This is a genomic window from Psychrobacter sp. YGAH215, assembly GCF_007280595.1.
GTDB lineage: Bacteria > Pseudomonadota > Gammaproteobacteria > Pseudomonadales > Moraxellaceae > Psychrobacter > Psychrobacter faecalis.
The window spans coordinates 1-19775 of sequence record NZ_VKLR01000007.1 but is presented as its reverse complement, the minus strand read 5'-3'; the positions used below and the strand labels follow the sequence as shown (position 1 = coordinate 19775).

16 protein-coding genes, 2 tRNA genes and 2 pseudogenes are annotated in these 19775 nt (G+C 44.3%); 10 read left to right on the top strand and 10 right to left on the bottom strand.

All coding sequences use genetic code 11. The annotated features are described in order from the left end of the window. Positions 1 to 68 precede the first annotated feature (68 nt). From FOR85_RS03655 to FOR85_RS03630, 6 genes are all read right to left on the bottom strand, one after another. Positions 69 to 144: transfer RNA gene (locus tag FOR85_RS03655), tRNA-Gln, on the bottom strand. Positions 145 to 386: 242 nt separating this feature from the next. Beyond that, positions 387 to 462: transfer RNA gene (locus FOR85_RS03650), tRNA-Gln, on the bottom strand. Positions 463 to 629: 167 nt separating this feature from the next. Next, entirely contained in the window at positions 630 to 1214 is a 585-nt protein-coding gene (locus FOR85_RS03645) for a hypothetical protein (protein WP_144296767.1), read from the bottom strand. Between the two features lie 44 nt (positions 1215 to 1258). After that, positions 1259 to 2215 (bottom strand): 4-(cytidine 5'-diphospho)-2-C-methyl-D-erythritol kinase, encoded by a 957-nt coding sequence (gene ispE, locus FOR85_RS03640; protein WP_144296766.1) that lies wholly within the window; start codon positions 2213 to 2215, stop codon positions 1259 to 1261. Between the two features lie 61 nt (positions 2216 to 2276). Then, entirely contained in the window at positions 2277 to 2912 is a 636-nt protein-coding gene (gene lolB, locus FOR85_RS03635; protein WP_144296765.1) for a lipoprotein insertase outer membrane protein LolB, read from the bottom strand. Between the two features lie 548 nt (positions 2913 to 3460). Then, positions 3461 to 5383 carry a tetratricopeptide repeat protein gene (locus tag FOR85_RS03630; RefSeq protein ID WP_144296764.1) on the bottom strand — a complete coding sequence of 641 codons (1923 nt, stop codon included), beginning with the start codon at positions 5381 to 5383 and terminating at the stop codon, positions 3461 to 3463. 579 nt (positions 5384 to 5962) lie between these two features. On the opposite strand from FOR85_RS03630, the gene hemA reads away from it, so the two are divergent. The 4 genes from hemA to FOR85_RS03610 all read left to right on the top strand — a co-directional run bounded on the left by hemA (position 5963) and on the right by FOR85_RS03610 (position 10143). Next, the gene (gene hemA / locus FOR85_RS03625; protein WP_144296763.1) at positions 5963 to 7345 is read left to right on the top strand and encodes a glutamyl-tRNA reductase; all 1383 of its coding nucleotides are present in this window, start codon (positions 5963 to 5965) and stop codon (positions 7343 to 7345) included. Positions 7346 to 7934: 589 nt separating this feature from the next. Beyond that, positions 7935 to 9077: an aminotransferase class V-fold PLP-dependent enzyme gene (locus FOR85_RS03620; protein WP_144296762.1), complete on the top strand. Its 1143-nt coding sequence runs from the start codon at positions 7935 to 7937 to the stop codon at positions 9075 to 9077. A 146-nt stretch (positions 9078 to 9223) separates the two neighbouring features. Then, complete coding sequence (locus tag FOR85_RS03615; RefSeq protein ID WP_144296761.1) at positions 9224 to 9661, top strand: YeeE/YedE family protein; 438 nt, start codon at positions 9224 to 9226, stop codon at positions 9659 to 9661. 62 nt (positions 9662 to 9723) lie between these two features. After that, entirely contained in the window at positions 9724 to 10143 is a 420-nt protein-coding gene (locus tag FOR85_RS03610; protein ID WP_144296760.1) for a DUF6691 family protein, read from the top strand. 258 nt (positions 10144 to 10401) lie between these two features. Here FOR85_RS03610 and FOR85_RS03605 read toward each other — a convergent pair whose 3' ends face one another. After that, positions 10402 to 12066: an AMP-binding protein gene (locus FOR85_RS03605; RefSeq protein ID WP_144296759.1), complete on the bottom strand. Its 1665-nt coding sequence runs from the start codon at positions 12064 to 12066 to the stop codon at positions 10402 to 10404. Positions 12067 to 12446: 380 nt separating this feature from the next. On the opposite strand from FOR85_RS03605, the gene FOR85_RS03600 reads away from it, so the two are divergent. Next, a complete protein-coding gene (locus FOR85_RS03600) occupies positions 12447 to 14582 on the top strand; it encodes an NADPH-dependent 2,4-dienoyl-CoA reductase (RefSeq protein ID WP_144296758.1) in 2136 nt (711 codons plus the stop codon). A 67-nt stretch (positions 14583 to 14649) separates the two neighbouring features. Here FOR85_RS03600 and FOR85_RS03595 read toward each other — a convergent pair whose 3' ends face one another. Then, the gene (locus FOR85_RS03595) at positions 14650 to 15669 is read right to left on the bottom strand and encodes a lipoate--protein ligase (protein ID WP_144296757.1); all 1020 of its coding nucleotides are present in this window, start codon (positions 15667 to 15669) and stop codon (positions 14650 to 14652) included. A 187-nt stretch (positions 15670 to 15856) separates the two neighbouring features. Here FOR85_RS03595 and FOR85_RS03590 point away from each other — a divergent pair, with 187 nt between their 5' ends. After that, positions 15857 to 16117, top strand: a complete 261-nt coding sequence (locus FOR85_RS03590) for a DUF4282 domain-containing protein (protein WP_144296756.1) — start codon at positions 15857 to 15859, stop codon at positions 16115 to 16117. A gap of 346 nt (positions 16118 to 16463) precedes the next feature. On the opposite strand, the gene FOR85_RS03585 is transcribed toward FOR85_RS03590, so the two are convergent. Then, positions 16464 to 17012, bottom strand: coding sequence for a GMC oxidoreductase (locus FOR85_RS03585; protein WP_223808495.1), 549 nt, complete (start codon positions 17010 to 17012; stop codon positions 16464 to 16466). Between the two features lie 187 nt (positions 17013 to 17199). Here FOR85_RS03585 and FOR85_RS03580 point away from each other — a divergent pair. After that, positions 17200 to 17424: pseudogene (locus FOR85_RS03580) on the top strand (tryptophan synthase subunit beta); the annotation flags it as partial. Positions 17425 to 17519: 95 nt separating this feature from the next. Next, entirely contained in the window at positions 17520 to 18416 is an 897-nt protein-coding gene (locus FOR85_RS03575) for a DMT family transporter (protein WP_144296755.1), read from the top strand. Positions 18417 to 18463: 47 nt separating this feature from the next. Here the strand turns inward: FOR85_RS03575 and FOR85_RS03570 are convergent, their stop codons facing one another. Next, entirely contained in the window at positions 18464 to 18961 is a 498-nt protein-coding gene (locus FOR85_RS03570; RefSeq protein WP_144296754.1) for a hypothetical protein, read from the bottom strand. 283 nt (positions 18962 to 19244) lie between these two features. Here FOR85_RS03570 and FOR85_RS03565 point away from each other — a divergent pair, with 283 nt between their 5' ends. Together FOR85_RS03565 and FOR85_RS03560 are read left to right on the top strand one after the other, a co-directional pair. Then, the gene (locus FOR85_RS03565) at positions 19245 to 19616 is read left to right on the top strand and encodes a hypothetical protein (protein ID WP_144296753.1); all 372 of its coding nucleotides are present in this window, start codon (positions 19245 to 19247) and stop codon (positions 19614 to 19616) included. A 64-nt stretch (positions 19617 to 19680) separates the two neighbouring features. After that, positions 19681 to 19775, top strand: a pseudogene (locus FOR85_RS03560) (IS982 family transposase); the annotation flags it as partial.

Here is a 19775-nt window from a genome sequence, read left to right as displayed (position 1 = left end):
AGTATCAAACTGCTCAAATTTAGAAAAGAGTATGGAAAACTATTGATGACTACTATTACAGTAAAAAATGGCAGGGGTAGCTGGACTCGAACCAACGGATGTCAGGATCAAAACCTGATGCCTTACCAACTTGGCTATACCCCTGTAATATCTAGGCTGTGTACGTCGATATCTAGGTATAATTTATAGTAAATTATGCTTAGAATAGCGTCACGACCTGTTCGTTATTGTATAAACAGATAAACCGTCTACATCATAACTTTTCCCTAACGGTGTTCATTGCAAACTATACCGAAACTGGGATAACGTTGTCAATGTCAATAAAATAAGCGTTTATTTAAAAACGGCTTATAATGACGACATATCGAACGCTTTACACTTAAAAATGGCAGGGGTAGCTGGACTCGAACCAACGGATGTCAGGATCAAAACCTGATGCCTTACCAACTTGGCTATACCCCTATTGAGGCGACCTATTATAAATAAATATTTAGATTTTGCAAGTCATTTGCGCCTTTTTATGGCTTTTATTCGAAACTAAGTGAATTAGCCTGAGTTGCATCGCTACTATTGTAGTGAATAGAGGTCTTTTTATTAAGCCTGTCAATCGTAAGCTAATGCTGTGCGAGTTACTTTTGTACGAGAGGATTGACCACTCTACCACTCATAAATATTGCAGGTTCCGTCAAACAAGCTGTATTCTCTGGGTCTTCGATGACAATATCACCTTTTCGTAAATAGTAACTACCTATACGCTCTTTAATTATACCGCTAGTGACAACCTCCTCACCGAGCTTAACTTTGGTTCCATTTAGAGAAATGGCTTGTTCATTCTCAAAAAGAATCGCTCTATCGGGATAAAAAATAGGACTAAGATACTCATTGTTATTTTTTACAAAGTATAAGCAGTTATTTTTGATAACGTATTTACCTTTGAAAACAAAATTTATCTCTCGCATTGAAAGAGTCGCGGCATAAGTGAATAGTTCAGTAGGCGAGCTGACTTTGGAATCTTGCTGAGAAACCTCTATATTTTGAGAGTTGTCTTTTACTTTTATGTCTAGTTGTTGTGGCAAAGTTATTTTATCGGATAAGCGATTAGCATGAGATTCATCGTGAGATTTAGATAGTAATGAACACGCAGTCAAATTCGATGATAAGCAAATAAAAACGGTGGCGGTTATTAGACTCTTATTTAGATATGAATGGTTCATATTAATACCAACTTATTTGAGAGTTTGAGTAGGGCACGTCCATCTTACAAACTGCCAACGAGATACCCTGCACAAGGCGCATCCGCAATCCATTTTGCCAACAGCGCCTTATCGTCAATAACACTTAAATCCAATGGCAAGAACACGGCGCTACCAGAGCCGGTCATACGAGCTGTACCGAGTGCCTGTGATTCTAAGCCTTGCAAATACTGTAACGCTGCATCGACAGCCGGAGCGAGACTCGTCACCACTGGCGTAAAGACATTGTTATAAGGCAAGTTTAAATGTTGCACATAGTCACTGGTCTGGCTTTTGATGATGTCAATGGATAGGGCGTCGATATCTCGTTGTAGCTTTGGATGCGCGAACAGCTTAGCCGTGTTCACATGGGCGTTTGGGGTTAAGACTAAATATTGCTGCTCGGGCAAATCAATGGCGGACAGCTCCTCGCCAATACCCATGGCAATGGCATCTTGCCCAAAGATAAATATCGGCACATCGGCGCCAATGCTTGCGCCAATTTTTATCAGCTCATGTTGATTAAAGTTGAGCTGCCAGATCTCATTTAAGACTAATAATGTCGTTGCGGCATTGGAAGAGCCACCGCCCAAGCCTGCACCCATTGGTAGGTGTTTATCTAAGGTAATTTGTACTGGCGCCAGCTGCTGAGGTAGTCTGTTTGCGTGAATGGCAAATGCCAATAATGCACGGGCAGCTTTAAAAATCAGATTGTCATCGATACTGCTGGTTATGGTGTCGGCACCAGCGAGCGTTAGCAACTGATGACAAAGCTTAGTAGCGTCGAAGGTTTTATCTATAATAGAAAATACTGCATCGTCTACAAACGTAAAATGCAGATAATCGCCCCAGTCAAGCAGGCGAAAGACGGTTTGCAGATTATGATAGCCATCAGCGCGCTTACCAGTGATATGCAAAAATAAATTAATCTTGGCCGGTGACAAGCGCGTGATAACTGATGTTGCGGTGGTGCGTTCAGTCATAAATAAATGTCTTTATGAGTTGTAAGTAAAGATAGTGTTTTCTACTGTCTACATAAGGCCATTATTTTTGATGATCGATAGTCATCACTACTTTATTGCCTTGTGACTGTACGGCACTGATTTTATTTGGCAGTTTATCGTTGCCTTTATAAGTAAAGTTCGCTTGCCATTCACCATTTACCGAGCTAATCAAACGATTTTGGTCATCAAGCTGTGGCGCGCTGTCTGAAGGCGCTGGGCGACCCGATATCCAATACGGCATTTGTGAAATCGGCGCTTGCCAGCCTGTGGCTTTTTTGAGCAAGGTTTCAGGGTCATCAGCGGTTAAAGTACCGGTTTTTTCACTGACTAAAGTCGCCGACTGACCATTATATTCGATATTGGTTTTGCCAATGCCAAGCGCACCAATCAATTCGATAGCAAAACGGTCATTTTGTTGTCCCCATGCATAAAACGCACTGCCGCCTTGGTTTCCTGAATTGTCCTTACTAGGTGTGGTAACGCCGATTTTGCCCGTGATATTAAAGTTCTCAAGCTTTTTAGGTTGTTCAGGTTTCTGACCTTGTACCGTGCCGATAGGCTGGTTGGTAGCATTAGCGGTTTTTAATGATTGGCAACCAGATGTGATAACGAGCGCGGCGGTTAAAGCGCTAAATAGCGCCAGTTTATTCGGCTGATTTTTTTTTAATACTGACATGATATATCCTCAAAAATAGACAAGTTTTAAAAGCAACAAGTTTTAAAAGTAATAGATTTGTTAAAAGATTAAATGAAACAATAAACGCTTAGCTTAAGCATGATTTGTTACGCGCTGATGCATGGCTGTTCATTTCTTATAACTGGCTTGTAGTTTTTATCGCAAACGTTTTTATTTTTAATCGTATTTGATTATTAGTATTTAGGGCGTGTTGAACATTGGCGACAAATTGATGGCAAAAAAAATAGCGAACGGTTAGGGCGTGTTGAACATTCGCAAATAGGCACTGCTGATCGCTAAAATTTTTCCAGACAAGGCACAAAGCGACGATAATGCAGATGCCTTAGCGAGATTTGTAACGCAATATGGGGCAATTTTAGCATCAGGCCGCAGGGACAGGACTCTTTTTTGCCGCTTCATCGTTAAAAATAAGCGCTTAGAATGACTAAACTTATTATTTTTAACATCGAATCGCCTAAAAAATAGTCGCTGTCAGTGCCATGGTCGAATGTTCAACACGCCCTAGTAAGCTTTGAGCAAAAAGCACTTTAATAAAGCTGTATACGGTCATTGACGTTGCGCTGTCCAAATGAAAAACGCTCTTGTAACTCAGCAAGCAACGCCTCAACTTTTTCATTATCGCCTAGCCCTTGATAAGCGCGCAGCAGTAGCGTGCCAGAACGCAGGGTTGGAAAAACGTCGTACGGGGTTTGTAGATAATCGATGACTTGTTGATAATCTTCGTTCGCTAAAGCATTGGCGGCGAGTACGTTTAACGCTTGCAAATGCAGCTCATTGTCATAGCGCGGGTCATCATAACGGATTTGAATGATAGCTGTTGCTAGCGCCAAACCTTGCTTGGAGCTGCGTTCATTGGCGAGCAATAACTGCGCATAGCTAAGCTGATAAGCAAGGTTGGTTGGATCGAGCGTTTGCAAATGGTTCAATAAAGTGCGCTTAACGATATAGTTGTCTTTGTCGTCAAGCAGCTGCGCGCGGGCAAATAGCAGCATCTCGTTATTAGGATATTTGCGGCTGGCGCGCGTTAATAACCGTAGCGCCTCCTCGGGCTCATTTTGCTGCCATAAGATATCCGCTTGCATGACAAAGCTGTCAGGCGCGAAGATGCTAAAGTCTTTACGCAGCTTCTCTAAAGTGGCAATGGCACCATCGACGTCGTCATTTAGCAGCTCAAACGACACCACTTTTCGCCGCGCTTCTAACACCAAGTCCTCTTGCATCACGCCATTGAGATAGTATTTTGCTTGCTCAAAGCGCTGTTGGCGCTCGGCACTGATGCCAAGGTAGTAATAGGCTTGGTCAAGATAAGCCGGATTTTTAGCCAAGATATTCAGCAGCTGATCGGCACTGGCGTATTCTTCAATGTCCAAGCTCACCAGCGCGGCGAGCAAAGTGACTTCGTCATCATCAGCAAAGCGCCCGTGTGCATCAAGTAATAGCTGCCAAGCCTGCTCGCTTTGCCGCAAATCGAGTAAATAACGAATCTCATATAAGTATAAGCTCTTGCTATCAGGGTTACGTAGGCGCGCTTGGTTAATATAATCAAGCACGGCTGCTGATGGCTTGGTCTTGCGTAAGATGTCGGCTTTTAAAGTGATAAAAGGCACATAATCTGGCTGGCGCGCAAGGGCACGATCGATATGGACAATAGCAACCTCAGGCTCATCAAATTGATACAGTAAACCAGCCTTTAATACCGAAAGCGAAGCGTTTTGCTCGCTATCGATAGGTTGCAAAGCGGCAAGTAACTCGCGTTTGTCTTCATCAGTATTGGGATAAATGCCAATCAGGATTTCGCTCAGATCGGCTCGCGGGTCATAGCTTAAAATGCGATTTAGAGTGGCGCCCGCCAGTTCATAGTCGTGCGCGCGCAGGGCCAAATGCGCCACATAGAACCAAGCGGGCACGTGGTCGGGGTTTTGGTCTTGCCAAGTTTTGGCAAAGCGCAATGAATCCTCAACGCTTTCATTACGTAAAGACAAGCTTAGGGCGCGCTCAAATACCGCAGTTGCATCTTGTTTAAAAGATTGCTGCTTATAAATAGTTAGCGCGCGCTTATTATCATCGCGATCTGCGGCAAACTCGGCATCCAACAGCGCGTATAAACTTGGCTCACCAAGCTCTGATTGTGTTTGGTTTGTAAGTGCTTGATTGTTTGCATCAGCGCTATTTACTGCTAGCTGAGACTGCTCAGTAGACGGTAGTTGAGAAGGTATTTCATGAGCCGTATGACCAATGATATCGCTTTTCTTGGCTGGTGAAGTTGTAGGCGAATTGACCAAATCAGTGTTTAATATGGGAGCGGTCAACGCCGGGCTGACATACTTGGCGTGGGCGGGTAATCCTAGGCATAGACAAATGGCCAACGACAAGGTTAGCTTATAACGCTGGCATAGGCGCTCAATAGTAGCTTGCAATAAGGCGCGGAGGCGAGATTGATCATTATACATAGGTTGCAATCTAAAGGATGACCCAAAAAATCTAGCGAGCAATATTTTCCCATTAGTCCACTTGCATTCTAACAGGAGGATTTTATTTTCTTTATTTTAAATAAGTATTCGTCATTACCATTATAAGAGCAGATGAAAGCGATAAACAATAGCGCCTATGTTACTCAAATACTAACAATATTTAGGCGATTAATTAATGACGATAAATGACTTTAAGTAGCGTTCAATAAAATCTGATAGCTTAAACATCTGCTAGTAAACCAGCGCTGATAAGTTAGACAAATAACACTGGCATTTATTTTAAAGCCTTGGAGCAGTTGATTTATCGTCGTCATGCCCAGATACAGACAAATATCATCGCCCAGCGCTGCTTGTTAAATAAAGCCAGCAATAATGATATAATAGGCGCTTTTTAGACGTTTATATTGACAAGTATTAATTAAAGACGTTTTTTCACAGCCAGTTTAGCAAGTGCTGTCTGTGAAAAACTGTTTTTTAGCACTGCTGATTGAATAGGTTTTTTCACATTCTAAAAGCGTTTGGCTGGCAGGTAAACGTTATATTTATGGTCTATCAATAATGAGATTAGTGGTCATTGGGGTCAATCACAAAACCGCACCAGTCGCTCTGCGAGAGCGCTTGGCGCTTGTCGGTGACGATGTGAATATTGCCCTTCAGCAGCTAGAGCGCTTCACCGATGGTAGCGTGATTGTCTCGACGTGCAACCGTACTGAGATTTATGCACTCGTCCCACAAGTCTCAGCATCGCCAGAGTCAGGCGCGGCTTTAGCAGCGCAGCAAACTGCTGTCTCGAGTAATAATGTCCTCAGTGCGCAGCCTTCTGCCGCGGCAATCAGCGCCCATATCTTAAAAGTTAAAGCGTGGCTGGCGGATTTTAAGCAGTTACCTTTGGAAGAGGTTGACCCTTATCTTTATGTGCATCGTGATACCCATGCGCTGACTCATTGGCTGCGAGTCGCCGCTGGTCTTGACTCGATGATATTGGGTGAGCCGCAGATACTTGGTCAAATCAAACGTTCTGTGCATTTGGCGCAAGACCAAAAAGCGCTCAGCAATCAGCTCGGCTGGATTGTTGACCAAGTATTTGCTGCTGCCAAACGCGTGCGTAACGAAACCAAAGTCGGCGCTCAAGCGGTATCGCTGAGCTATGCTGCAGCCAAATTGGTGACGCAGATATTTGACGATTTGCCCAATCGCACGTTATTGGTTGTTGCGGCAGGCGAGATGAATCGCTTGGTGGCAACGCATATCGCTGGGCTTGGGGTCGGGCGGGTCATTATTTGTAACCGCAATCCTGAGCGCGCCGAAGCGTTGGCCGCCGAATTGCGTCGACCCGAGCGTATGGTAGAAGTGAAATCGCTGCAAGAGTTGCCGCAAGTATTGGCAGAAGCTGATATCGTCAGTAGTTGTAGCGGCAGTATGCATATATTAATTGATAAGACCATGACCTTGCGCGCGCTTAAAAGCCGGCGTTATCAGCCGATGCTGATGATTGACTTGGCAGTGCCGCGCGATATCGACTCTACCATTAGCCGTATCGACGATGTGTATTTGTATTCTGTTGATGACTTGCAACACGTGATTGCTGGTAATATTGAGCAGCGCCGGCAAGCAGCGGTCGATGCTGAGCTGCTGGTCAGTCAGTTGGTGGTTGAGATGGATCGGCGCTTTCAGGTGCGCCAAGTCGGTAAAGAGATTCAACAATATCGCGCGCGCACCCATGACCAAGTCGATAAGCTGCTGCATGAATCTATTGTTAAGCTGCAACAAGATAACGCCAGCCCTGAAGCTATTATCACTGAGCTATCGCGGCGTTTAACCCAGACGCTGACCCATGCGCCCTCGAAGCTGATGCGTAAAGCGGCACGCGAAGGTGACAATGAATTGCTAGATTTTGTGGTCTCGGGATTACAAGACGCGCATCGTGGTCGTCGTCAGTAAGCATTACTCCTTTTAATGCACTAATTATTTTTCCTATTATTTCTCTTAAAACCGTTTCTTTTAAAACTCTTCGTTTTGAAACGGTTTATCTTTAAAAGTCATAAATTGGCTAAGCTTTCGACTTATGCAAGCTGAGCGTTGTCAACCTGCATTATCAGTGCTAATATCAAGTTGTTATGAGTATATTAAGTGGCGATAATTTTTGGTTATGTGGTAGCGGTTATTTATAATGAGCCTTTAATCAATTAATTTTGGCTTTTTTTTCAAAGTCTAATTTTATCAATTGCCTCTTAATATCTTCTCATTTCATTAATTTTCAGTATTGATGTTTCAATAGGCTGTCATTCACGGTCTGATAATGGCGCGCCTATCGTCTGTAGTACTGTTTAGAATAAAAATAAAGCGCACACGACATACTCGTCAACGGCAATAGCGCTAGGATAAAGCGCTATATCGTCAACTCTGCGTCATACTCTCGATGGTTACTCGATATGAGTGCCCGATAAATACTATCTATCATAGTATTTGGCTCGTTATTACTAAAATTTGCCAATACCTATATTGCCTAACTATAAACTAGGAGCGTCCTATGACTGCATTACGTCAAGATATTGATCCAAACGGCTTATTAGAATATTCGGTGGTCTATACTGACCGCGCCTTAAACCACATGTCAAAAGTCTTTCAGCAAGTGATGAATGACTTGTCTAGCAACCTAAAGTCAGTCTATAACGCTGATGCGGTGGCGATTGTACCGGGCTCTGGCACTTATGGTATGGAAGCCGTGGCGCGTCAATTGGCCAATGATGAAGACTGCCTGATTATCCGTAACGGTTGGTTTAGCTATCGCTGGACGCAAATTTTAGACAAGGGCAACATTGCCAAGTCGTCTACAGTATTGACTGCCAATCGTGAAGAGGGTGACTCGCCAAAGCCATTTGCGCCTGTTGCTATCGATGAAGCGGTTGCTAAAATCAAAGAAACAAAACCTGCCATCGTTTTTGCCCCTCATGTTGAAACCTCATCAGGCATAATTTTGTCAGAAGACTATATCAAAGCATTGGCCGAGGCTGTTCATAGCGTTGGCGGTCTATTGGTCATTGACTGTATTGCCTCGGGTTGCGTCTGGCTTGATATGAAAGACTTGGGTATTGACGTGCTGATTAGCGCGCCGCAAAAAGGCTGGAGCAGCACGCCGGGCGCAGGTCTGGTGATGCTCAGCGACGCGGCTGTGCAAAAAGTAGAGAGCACTGAATCTGATAGTTTTAGCCTAGATTTAAAACAGTGGTTAAATATCATGCGCGCCTATGAAAATGGCGGTCACGCTTATCATGCAACCATGCCAACCGATAGCTTACGCCAGTTCCGCGATACCGTTCATGAAGCTAAGGAAGTCGGCTTTGATAAACTTTGCGAGGCGCAGTGGGAGCTTGGTAAGCGTATTCGTAAAGTATTGGCGGACAAAGGCATTGAAAGCGTGGCGGCAGAAGGTTTTGAAGCACCGGGTGTTGTCGTTGCTTATACTGACCGTGATGACATGCATAAAGGTAGCGCCTTTGCTGAAGCTGGCATGCAAATCGCCGCTGGTGTCCCGCTACAAGTAGGCGAGCCTGAGAACTTTAAAACTTTCCGTTTAGGTCTATTTGGTCTTGATAAATTGACCGATGTTGACGGTGCGGTACAGCGTTTTGAAAAAGCGCTTGATGAAGTATTGGCAGAGCAGCCTGCATAATTTTTACTATAAGTTAGGTAACAATACTGAGTTCTGTTAAACGGATCTCAGTATTTTTTTACCTATTTATTATATTTTATTATATAATGTATTTATATAAAACGAATTTAAAACTGTGTTTGATAAAATTGGCTTAGGTAAACATTATGAGTATACAAATAGACTGGCAGGCATTTACGCCAATCTCCTTAGTAGGCGGACTGATGCTAGGGGTGGCGACTGCCATTTTGCTGTTGGGTATTGGCCGTATTGCGGGGATTAGTGGTATTTTCTCAAGCCTCTTAAAACCCAAGCGCGTCGAGATGTGGCAGGTTTTATTTATCGCCGGTCTTATCGTCTCGCCGTTATTATATCGTTTGGTCAAGCCGTTACCAGTGCTAGATATCAGCACCTCTATACCGTTATTAATTGCGGCAGGGCTGCTCGTTGGTTTTGGCACGCGTCTCGGTTCAGGCTGTACCAGCGGACATGGTATTTGCGGTAATGCGCGACTGTCACCACGCTCGATGGCGGCGACAGTGACCTTTATGTTGTTTGGTATCTTAACCGTTTATATCGGTCGCCATGTTTTGGGTTTGATTTAAAAATCGCATAGACAGCACGTTATTTATAACTGTTTGGATTAATACATTAGGTGTGAGAAAAAATGCTGAAAAATATAATTGGATTAGTAGCAGGATTATTATTCGGTTTTGGACTGCTGATATCAGGGATGACTGACCCTGCTAAAGTACAAGGCTTTTTGGACGTCTTTGGCGCGTGGGATATCTCCTTGGCACTGGTGATGGGCGGCGGTTTAATAGTAGCGATAATCGGTGTGCAATTAGCCAAATGGCAAAAGACCAGCTGGGTGGGCACTTTTATCTTATTGCCAAGTAAGACGGTGATTGATAAAAAGTTGCTAATCGGCGCGATGATGTTTGGTATCGGTTGGGGACTTGTGGGTATCTGCCCAGGACCGGGTATCGTGCTACTTGGGACAGGACAATGGCAAGCGTATGTTTTTATTCCAGCAATGATAATGGGTATGTTGGTTTATCAATGGCTTGAACCAAAGCTGAATTAGTTGTTTGGCTATAGTCAGTCCTAAATAAAATTAGTACAAGTATGATAACGCGCTACTGGTATTCATTTTCCTTGCTTGCTGTGCCTACCCAGACAGAGGCTGCGCAAAATTAATACCAGTAGCTCTGTGTTTATTTTATAGCAGACTGTCTACAAGAATAAGTTTTACGTTCTTAGTTCAAGAAAAAAGGGTCAGCCTAATCATAAGACTGACCCTGTTTTATGCAAATTGCTCAAAGTGCAAGTTTTTCAAAAGCTATTATTTAGCGCTAGCCGTAACTTTTGGCGTTTCGTGCGCCAATGATTTGGCGGCTTGGCGTAGCTCAAACTTCTGTACTTTACCGGTACTGGTTTTCGGAATTTCAGCAAAGATAATATATTTCGGCACTTTAAATCCAGCCAAATATTGCTTGCAATGCTCCATGACATGATCGCGTTGCAAAGTGCTACCAGCATGAATTTCGATAAAGGCGACGGGCACTTCGCCCCATTTATCATGCGGCGCGGCAACGACCGCACAGCTTTGGATTTCCGGCATTTTATATAAGACGTTTTCGACTTCGATACTAGAGATATTTTCGCCACCTGAGATGATGATGTCTTTAAGCCTATCCATGATTTTGATATAGCCGTCAGGGTATTTGACGCCCAAATCACCGGTACGGAACCAACCATCGACAAAGGCTTCTTCAGTGGCTTTTCGGCTTTTAAGATAGCCTTTCATCACCATGTTACCGCGCAGTGCCAGCTCGCCCATCTCTTCGCCATCAGCAGCAACGGGTTCAGTGGTCCCTTGTTTAAACAGCTCAAAGCCTGTCATCAAATGCGAGGTCACTCCTTGACGAGATTTTTTCTGCGCACGAGCAGCGACATCAAGCGCATCCCATTCTTCTTGCTCAGCACAAACAGTGACCGGACCATAAACTTCGGTGAGGCCATAAACATGTGAGATATGAAAGCCCATGGCTTCCATAGCAGCGAGCATAGTTTCAGACGGCGGCGCACCAGCGACCCAGCCTTTGACTTCATGGTTAATGGCTTCTTTATACTCAGGCTTACCGCCCGCAATCATATTGTGCACCACGGGCGCTGAGCAATAATGGCTGACTTTATACTTGGCAATCAGCTGCAAAATCAAATCAGCGTCAATTTTACGTAAGCAGACGTTGACGCCCGCGCGCTCAGCGATGGTCCATGGGAAACACCAACCATTACAATGGAATAGTGGCAGCGTCCATAGATACATGGGATGCTTGGGCATATCCCAATCTAAAATATTAGACACGGCATTGAGCGTGGCACCGCGATGATGATAGACCACGCCCTTGGGCTTACCAGTGGTGCCAGAAGTATAGTTGAGCGCAATGGCATCCCATTCATCGAGCGGTTTTTCCCAATTATCCAAATTGTCTGAGCTGGCGATTAACTCTTCATAACTCATAGTGCCAAAACGCTCGATATCAAGCGCTTTATCGGTCGCATGAATCACGATGAGGTTGGGAAAAGCTTCATCAATAATCTCAGCATGCTCAGCAAACTCGCTGTCTAAAATCAATACTTTGGCTTCAGAGTGTTGCAGGCAAAAGGTTAGGGCATTGATATCAAGTCGGGTATTAAGGGTACAAAGCACGCCGCCTGACATTGGCACGCCAAAGGCGCATTCGACCATCGCTGGCGTGTTCGGCATCATCACCGCCACCGTGTCATTTTTATTGATACCCAATTTACGCAGACCATCAGCCAATTGACGACAGCGATCATAAGTCTGTTGCCATGTCTGCGTGAGCTCATTGTGCTCTAGGTCGTCGTAGATAATTGCAGTCTTGTCAGGATAAACCTGCGCGCTGCGGATAATAAAATCGATAGGGGTCAGCGGTTGGTGATTGGCAGCGTTTTTGCCAAGACCGGTGTGAAAGTCTGTCATGGGGATAGTCCTTTATCGTATTGCGGGTATTCGATGGTGCAGGGATTTAGCGAGGCGGCTATTATAGAAGCCGTTGTCATAAAAACAATTGTCATAAAAACGGTCGTTATAAAACACGTTAAATATTGACAACGCTCACGCTATTATAGCCAATCGCCCCAAAAATTGGGCGGGTTTTATGAGGTTTGCTTAATAAAAGCCATAAAGTCGAGGTAAACATCTGACTGTCTAGGATTGGTATCAAGATAGTGCTCACTCATCAGTCGCTTGTCCGCATAGCTGATGATAATAGCGGTGTGTTACGATAGCAGCAACGCTAAATCCCGTGACTTTTCTGTTTTCAGAACGTAGTTTGTTAATTCATTCATAAGGAAAATGATATGACCGCCAGCCGCACTGCCAATACCATTGAGACCGCCAGCACCAACGAGCACTACCCGCATTTATTTGAGCCGCTGGATTTGGGCTTTACTACGCTTAAAAACCGCATGGTTATGGGCTCGATGCATACGGGGCTTGAAGACCGTTTTTATAATTACGGCAAGCTGGCGGCGTATTTTGCCGAACGTGCCAAAGGCGGCGTGGCGATGATGATTACCGGGGGCATATCGCCCAATCGCGAAGGCTGGTTGCTCCCTGCTGGCGGCACCATGAACACCCGCGCTGACGTCATTAATCATCAACGCGTCACCCGTGCGGCGCATAAATATGACAGCAAAATCATCATGCAAATCTTGCACAGTGGTCGCTATGGTTATCATCCGTTTGCCGTGTCAGCAAGCCCGATTAAATCGCCAATCTCGCCGTTTAAACCGCGTAAGATGAGCATCAAAAATATCGAACAAACCGTTAAAGACTATGCGCGCTGTGCCAAACTTGCCAAACAAGCGGGTTATGATGGCGTTGAAATCATGGGCTCTGAAGGTTACTTGCTCAATCAGTTTTTATCGCGTCATGTCAATAAACGTACCGACGAATACGGCGGTGATATTCAAAATCGCATGAAGTTTGCGGTCGATGTCGTGAAAGCAGTTCGCGAAGCGACGGGTGAAGATTTTATTATCCTATTCCGTTTGTCAGTGATTGATTTGGTCAAAGACGGTAACGTCATGGATGAAGTCATTACCGTTGCTAAAGCACTAGAAGAAGCGGGCGTGACCATTATGAATACTGGTATCGGCTGGCATGAAGCGCGTGTTCCAACCATTGTCACCAGCGTACCACGCGCGGCGTTTGTTGATTTCACCGCTGAAATTAAAAAGCACATCAGTATTCCAATGATGGCAGCCAACCGTATCAATATGCCAGAAACGGCGGAAGAAATCCTTGCCAGTGGGCAAGCGGATATGATTCAGATGGCGCGTCCGTTCTTAGCGGATCCGCATTGGGTCAACAAAGCTAAAGAAGGCCAAGCCGATCGTATCAATACCTGTATCGCCTGTAACCAAGCCTGTCTTGACCATACCTTTGAAAACAAACGCTCGACGTGTTTGGTCAATCCGCAAGCGTGCTATGAGACTGAATTGGTTTATAAGAAGACCAAAAAACCTAAAAAGGTTGCCGTTATCGGTGGTGGTGTCGCTGGTATGTCAGCCGCTCATGTCGCCGCTTTACGCGGTCATGATGTGACTTTATTTGAAGCAAAAGATATCTTAGGTGGACAGTTTAACTACGCCAAAGTTATCCCGGGTAAAGAAGAGTTCTTTGAAACCATTCGCTACTATATCAATGAGCTTGAGCACTTAGGCGTTGAGATTAAACTTAATACCAAAGTTGATAAAGCGATGCTCGAGAAGGCCAAGTTCCATCATGTCATTGTCGCAACTGGCGTTGTTCCTAGAAGCCTAAAAGGCAAATTGGAAGGTGCAGATTTACCACAAGTCATTAGCTATGCTGAATTGCTCTCTGGTGAAAAATCCGTCGGCGAAACCGTCGCGGTCATCGGTGCGGGCGGTATTGGCTTTGATGTTAGTGAATATCTAACCGCCAATCATGGGCAGCCATTAGATGAGCTTGGTCCTGAATTGCTAAAAGACCCAAGCTATCGTCCAAAACCGCAGTCAATCAGCGATTGGCGCGAAGAGTGGGGCGTGACCTCTGATACTAACTATCAGGCAGATGGCGGCTTGATTAAACCTGAAGGCATCAAACCTGTACGCCAAGTGTACTTAATGCAGCGTACTAAAGGTCGCTTGGGCAGTGGGCTCAATAAAACCTCGGGCTGGGTGCATCGTGCTCATGTTAAGTCGCATGGCGTCATCCAAGTATCAGGTGCGCAGTACGACAAAATTACCAACGAAGGTATTTGGATTACTAACAATCAAGGTCAAAGCCAGCTGTTACGTGTCGATAGCATCGTGGTCTGTGCTGGTCAAGAATCAGTGGTTGAGCTGATGCCAAATGTCGGTGATGCGCCAGACGCGCAATATCATCTCATTGGCGGTGCAAAACTAGCGGCTGAGCTAGATGCTAAACGCGCCATTCGTGATGGGGCTGAGGTTGCGGCAATTATTTAATCAGTGATTTAAAATAATAAATCTCGAGTGAAAAACGGTAGAAAAATATTTTCTGCCGTTTTTTTGTTTAACCCTCCATCTCACTAACTAACCACATAGACACGTCATCAATTTGTACTGCCAGTTCAGGATGCGCTTTGCTTAATTCAGCAAGCGTGGCTTTTACTTCATGTCTATTATATTTAATGCCAGTCAATGTCTCTTTTAACAAATCAATCAACTCAACGTTTAGCGCATCAGAGAAAATGACAACATCGCGTATCACTGCTTGTTTCACATCAAGGTGCAAATCAATAATGCCCCAATCAAATCGCGTCTCGATATGATGGCTAAATTCAGGCGTCTTACCAAAACGCCAATCCCAATCTGCCATTTGCTGATAGTATTTATTGAGTGTCGGCTGCTTGGCGAGACTGGCTTCATCCAATTCTTCTACTGGCGTAGTGTCGCCATACTCAGTGTCACGATAATATTCACAAAACGCCTCGATAATCGCATCAGATAAAATCTCATGATTGATATTTTCGTTAAACTCAATTAGGTTGGCGACGCGCGCACGCACGGACTTGATACCTTTGGCTTTGAGTTTAAGCGGATGCGGATTGAGATAATCGCCCAGCTTTTGCATGTTGGCATTGACCAGTAACGTGCCGTGATGAAAGCTACGATCCGCCGCGTGTTTAAAGGCACTACCTGATATTTTTTTATCGCCGACTTGCATGTCGTTACGCCCAGATAAATCCGCGTCTATGCCCAATTTTTTTAGCGCATTGATGATAATGGTAAAGTTCGCTGCTTGGTCATAGTCGTCTTTGGGTGATAAAAAGGTAAAGTTGGTATTGCCCAAATCATGAAACACCGCGCCGCCGCCACTCTGCCGCCGTGCCAAAAACACCTCGTCGGCTTCCATCTTATCGATTTTGCACTCCACCCACGGGTTTTGCGAGCGCCCAATGACCACGGTCTCGCTATTGCGCCATAAAAATAGCGTGTGCGAGTCGGGATTGAGCGTATTAAATATCCAATCCTCGGTCGCGAGGTTAAACCAAGGGTTGGTCACGGCAGATTTTAAGATGCGTAGTTTCATTTTTTGTCCTTTTTCAATTATTTGACAGTAGTATGAAAATTAATCACGACTAAAGTGAACTTATGTCTCTAATTATATTGTTTTGTTAATCTACATAGGTATAATATTGCTACAATATTACACTTAATATTAAGCTTTATTTTGTCATTAGCTTTAACAATCCGCATTCCATTTAGGACATTAGACCATGAACATGAATTCGTTATTATCCTTTGATTCTTTCATTACACCCAGAGTTATAACTATTATATATTGGCTATCGCTATTTGCCGTTTTTGTTGGCGGTATTAGTGTGATGTTCTCAGGTATGGGTGCGGCAGGATTTTTTGCAGGGTTAATGGTTATGGTGTTCGGTGCAATCTCTGTCAGAGTGTATTGCGAGCTTATTATGGTTATATTCCGCAATAATAAATACTTAAAGACAATCAGTGAAAAGAGTCAACTGTAAGTAAGCGCTTAAAAAAATGTTTGGCCTTAACGAGCTGTGCCTAAGTATAGTGAGTTCAGTATAAAAACGATACAGTGGGACTGGGATGAGTTTTATGCAGCATCGAGCAGCGCAAGCACAGCACGCAAAGAAAATTTATACCAGTTCCACGTTGATATATAATGTATCTGTTTTATTTAGACTCGACTATAGGTTAGCGCATATGTAGCCCACCGTTTAAGACCAAACATGATTTTTGATATAGTCATAGTAGTTTTATCTTAATTCACAATAGGCATGAATATATTTATAAAGAAATGCTACCAAGAGATTTCTCCACCTAAGAAAATTCTAAAACTCTAATAACCTACCCAAAATCTTCCCTTAAAATAGCCGCCATATTACGCTCAGCAAGCCCCGTAATAAACACATACGGATTAACGCCAGCGCTACCGGGGATTAACGCGCCGTCTTGCACGTAGATATTCTCGTGCCCTTTAACGCGACCAACTTCATCAGTCGCCAAGCCTAACACACAACCGCCAAGCGGGTGATAGCAGAAGTCATCGCCGAAGCCTTTGGTAAACAGTAAGCTTGATGTCGAGCCGCCGTTGGCTTTGGCGAGCTTTTCGATCAGCTCTTTGGCAGCATTTACCGAGTACTCGTTTTGTTCACGTTTCCAGTTAAGTTTCACGGTTTTGCTGGCTTTATCATAGTAATAGTTGCCGCGTTCTGGATTATCAGTGATGGCGAGATATAGCGTCGTCCATGTCTCAAGCCCTAGCGGTAATGGCGCGAGTTCGGCAAAGATTTTGTACTTTGAGCCATCTCTATCGCCGTCCCACATATTGATGCCTTTAACCGGAATGGTCGATTGGGTGGTGCCCGCGGCGTGGACAAAATTGCGCCCCGTCATGATGTTACCGTTTGGGCCCCAATGCTGGCCAATATGCTCGTTTAGCTTAGTAAGCTTGCCTTCCGCTTGGCTTTTTAATAATAGCTCTGAGGTGCCCGTACTGCCAGCATTAAGGAAGAGCTTATCGCAAGTGTAATGCTCAACTTTATCGATGCCGCCCGTGGTATTGAGGACATGAACTTCTAATCTGAGTCGCTCATTCTATGAGTCGGCGACTGATGCAGAATGTTTACAAGCCTTTATGGCGCTATCTCGACTTGAGGGTATTATCCCAGCATTAGAGTCGGCGCACGCCATTGCTTATGCGATGAAAATCGCCAAAGATATGTCAGCGGATGAGACGATTCTGGTCAATTTATCAGGGCGCGGCGATAAGGATATTGATTTTATTTTGGATAAGGTAAAGCTATAAAAAATCTGCAAGCAGTATAAAAAAACAACAGCTCTCAAGCGTGTAACCAGTTATCATCGTGGTTTTTTTAGTCTAACGCTTGATAGGATCCACCCATGTCCAACCGCGACCTCATTATTTTTATGACATTGTCCTTTATGTGGTCGCTGTCGTTTATTTTTTATCGTATCGGCGTGCCAGAATTTGGCTCGCTCGCATTTGCCAGTTTGCGGGTGGTATTTGCCGGTTTGGTGATGCTGGTTTTTGTCTTAATCAGCCCAAAAAACCGAGCGGGCATCCGTGATAATTGGAAAGTTTTGACCCTAGTCGGGATGTTTTCTGCGGCTATCCCCTTTATCTTATTTGCTTTTTCGGCGCGCTCAGTAAATGCTGGCGTGTTAGCAGTGCTCAATGCCTCCGTACCAATGATGAGCGGTTTTATTGCCAGCACCTTTTTTAAAGACAGGCTGTCAAAAAAGCAGATACTTGGCTTAATTATTGGCGTAGTGGGCGTGATTATTTTAATGAGTGAAAGCTTATTTGGTAGCCAAAGCGCTGCTTCTGATTCTTCATTATTACCGATGGGCTATGCATTATTGGCCTGTGTTGGTTATGCAGTCGGCGCCAATATCACCAGAAATTATTTATACGATGTCTCACCAGTGGCGATTACCGCAGGCTCGCTCATCATTGCCAGTATAATTATGCTGCCGATAGCGGTGTATGAGTTTCCCTATGGCAAAACTATTAGCCTAACGGCTTGGGCGTCAGTCATTTGTATCGGCGTCTTTTCTACCGCCATCGCGTTGATTTTTATGAATCAACTCATCAAAAGTATCGGTCCGATGCGCGCGACCAGCATTACCTTAGTGATTCCAATTTTTGCCATTATTTTAGGCTATCTACTGCTTGGTGAGGCTTTAGACACGCCAGCGATTATCGGTTCAATGGTGATATTGTTTGGTACTTATCTGTCGTTAGAGCTGTCTATTAAAAAGATGCTTAAATCCTAAGATATTGCTTTTTTCTAATTGATAAATAGCCTTTTAATCAATGCCACTTATTTAGCACCTTCTGCCATGATAAGTTGAATGGGAATGGTAATGATGTCAAACGCTTTGGCAAGTGGCATCAGCGTTTTAAGCCTTTTTTCTTCTGCTAATGCTTTGTCCGGCTGATACGTATAAAACTTTAGCGTGGTCGGTTGGCGCAAGCGATAGGTAAGCGTCTCGATATTTTTCACCGCCGGTGCCACTGTCACAGGAAGGCGCCACAGATTTTTTGTACAGCGTGTCTTACCACCTGCAAAACCATCATTACAAGTAAAATCAAACCCTTCAAGCTTCGCCGTTTCACCTGCGGCTAGCAGATGGGTCGGTTTTTCAAACCATAATATGGTGGCAATACATCTTTGCGCTGAGCTGCAGCCTTGCTCGTCTATTCTTATTCTAAAATATGGCGCATTGAATGCTGGTATGGGCTTAAAGGAAAAATAAGCCAAATCTACTTGCTCTAAAATATCAATAAATTCACGATCTCTCTTGGCGCTCTGTACCAAATAACTGCGCTTTTCTCCAGCAAATACAATCGCATGCTCAACGCCTTTTTTAGGATTTACGAATTCTGCTTCCCTTTCTCGTTCTTCGCGCTATTTTCTCACTGCTAGTGCTTTAACGGCGCTAAGTCTCGCTATTAGCTCAGCGCATGCCGCTGGCATCGAATACAGCAAACAGTCGGTTGCGCCTTTTTTTGAGCCGGGTAATTATGCCGAGCTATCTTATGCGTATGTTGATCCAAAAATAGAAGGCACCGATGCCACTGGTAATAAAATCGGTGACATGATGGATGATTTTGATTTGCCCAGCGCGGCTATTAAAATTGCCCCGACAGCCAATACGGCATTGGCAGTGATTTATGAGCAGCCCTTTGGTGTCGATACCGAATACCCTGCAGGAAATATATTTAACAATCGCATGGGTACAACTGAAGCGCGAGTAGAGACAACTGGCATCACGCTTTTGGGCGGCGGTAAGATTAGCAATAATGTCTGGCTATATGGCGGTCTTGAATACCAAACACTAAAAGGCAATATCACGGGCGCGCAGCCAGTCGGTTTGACTACGGCAGTGTCACAAGTCGGAGAGGTCTTGGGTTTGTCTACGGCTGATTATTATAATTTAGTAGATAAACCCCACTCTCAACTTCGAAAGTGATTGAAAAAAGAAGAGCACCTCACTAATCTATTGTTTTCGACCAAGAATACAATGGAGTTGTGAGATGCCCATAGACGAATTTATCATCAATATCTATTTAATGGTAGAGCAATATTACAAAATAGTCGTCACCCAGCCCTTGCGAGGTGCAGGTTACGC

Bases quoted from the DNA above. Each gene is read 5' to 3' on its own strand.
- FOR85_RS03610 (WP_144296760.1), top strand. From the start codon at position 9,724: ATGCTGAAAAATATAATTGGATTAGTAGCAGGATTATTATTCGGTTTT.
- lolB (WP_144296765.1), bottom strand. From the start codon at position 2,912: ATGTCAGTATTAAAAAAAAATCAGCCGAATAAACTGGCGCTATTTAGC.
- FOR85_RS03620 (WP_144296762.1), top strand. From the start codon at position 7,935: ATGACTGCATTACGTCAAGATATTGATCCAAACGGCTTATTAGAATAT.
- FOR85_RS03600 (WP_144296758.1), top strand. From the start codon at position 12,447: ATGACCGCCAGCCGCACTGCCAATACCATTGAGACCGCCAGCACCAAC.
- FOR85_RS03605 (WP_144296759.1), bottom strand. From the start codon at position 12,066: ATGACAGACTTTCACACCGGTCTTGGCAAAAACGCTGCCAATCACCAA.
- FOR85_RS03630 (WP_144296764.1), bottom strand. From the start codon at position 5,383: ATGTATAATGATCAATCTCGCCTCCGCGCCTTATTGCAAGCTACTATT.
- FOR85_RS03645 (WP_144296767.1), bottom strand. From the start codon at position 1,214: ATGAACCATTCATATCTAAATAAGAGTCTAATAACCGCCACCGTTTTT.
- FOR85_RS03590 (WP_144296756.1), top strand. From the start codon at position 15,857: ATGAACATGAATTCGTTATTATCCTTTGATTCTTTCATTACACCCAGA.
- FOR85_RS03615 (WP_144296761.1), top strand. From the start codon at position 9,224: ATGAGTATACAAATAGACTGGCAGGCATTTACGCCAATCTCCTTAGTA.
- FOR85_RS03595 (WP_144296757.1), bottom strand. From the start codon at position 15,669: ATGAAACTACGCATCTTAAAATCTGCCGTGACCAACCCTTGGTTTAAC.
- hemA (WP_144296763.1), top strand. From the start codon at position 5,963: ATGAGATTAGTGGTCATTGGGGTCAATCACAAAACCGCACCAGTCGCT.
- FOR85_RS03575 (WP_144296755.1), top strand. From the start codon at position 17,520: ATGTCCAACCGCGACCTCATTATTTTTATGACATTGTCCTTTATGTGG.
- FOR85_RS03565 (WP_144296753.1), top strand. From the start codon at position 19,245: ATGGATGATTTTGATTTGCCCAGCGCGGCTATTAAAATTGCCCCGACA.
- FOR85_RS03585 (WP_223808495.1), bottom strand. From the start codon at position 17,012: ATGACGGGGCGCAATTTTGTCCACGCCGCGGGCACCACCCAATCGACC.
- ispE (WP_144296766.1), bottom strand. From the start codon at position 2,215: ATGACTGAACGCACCACCGCAACATCAGTTATCACGCGCTTGTCACCG.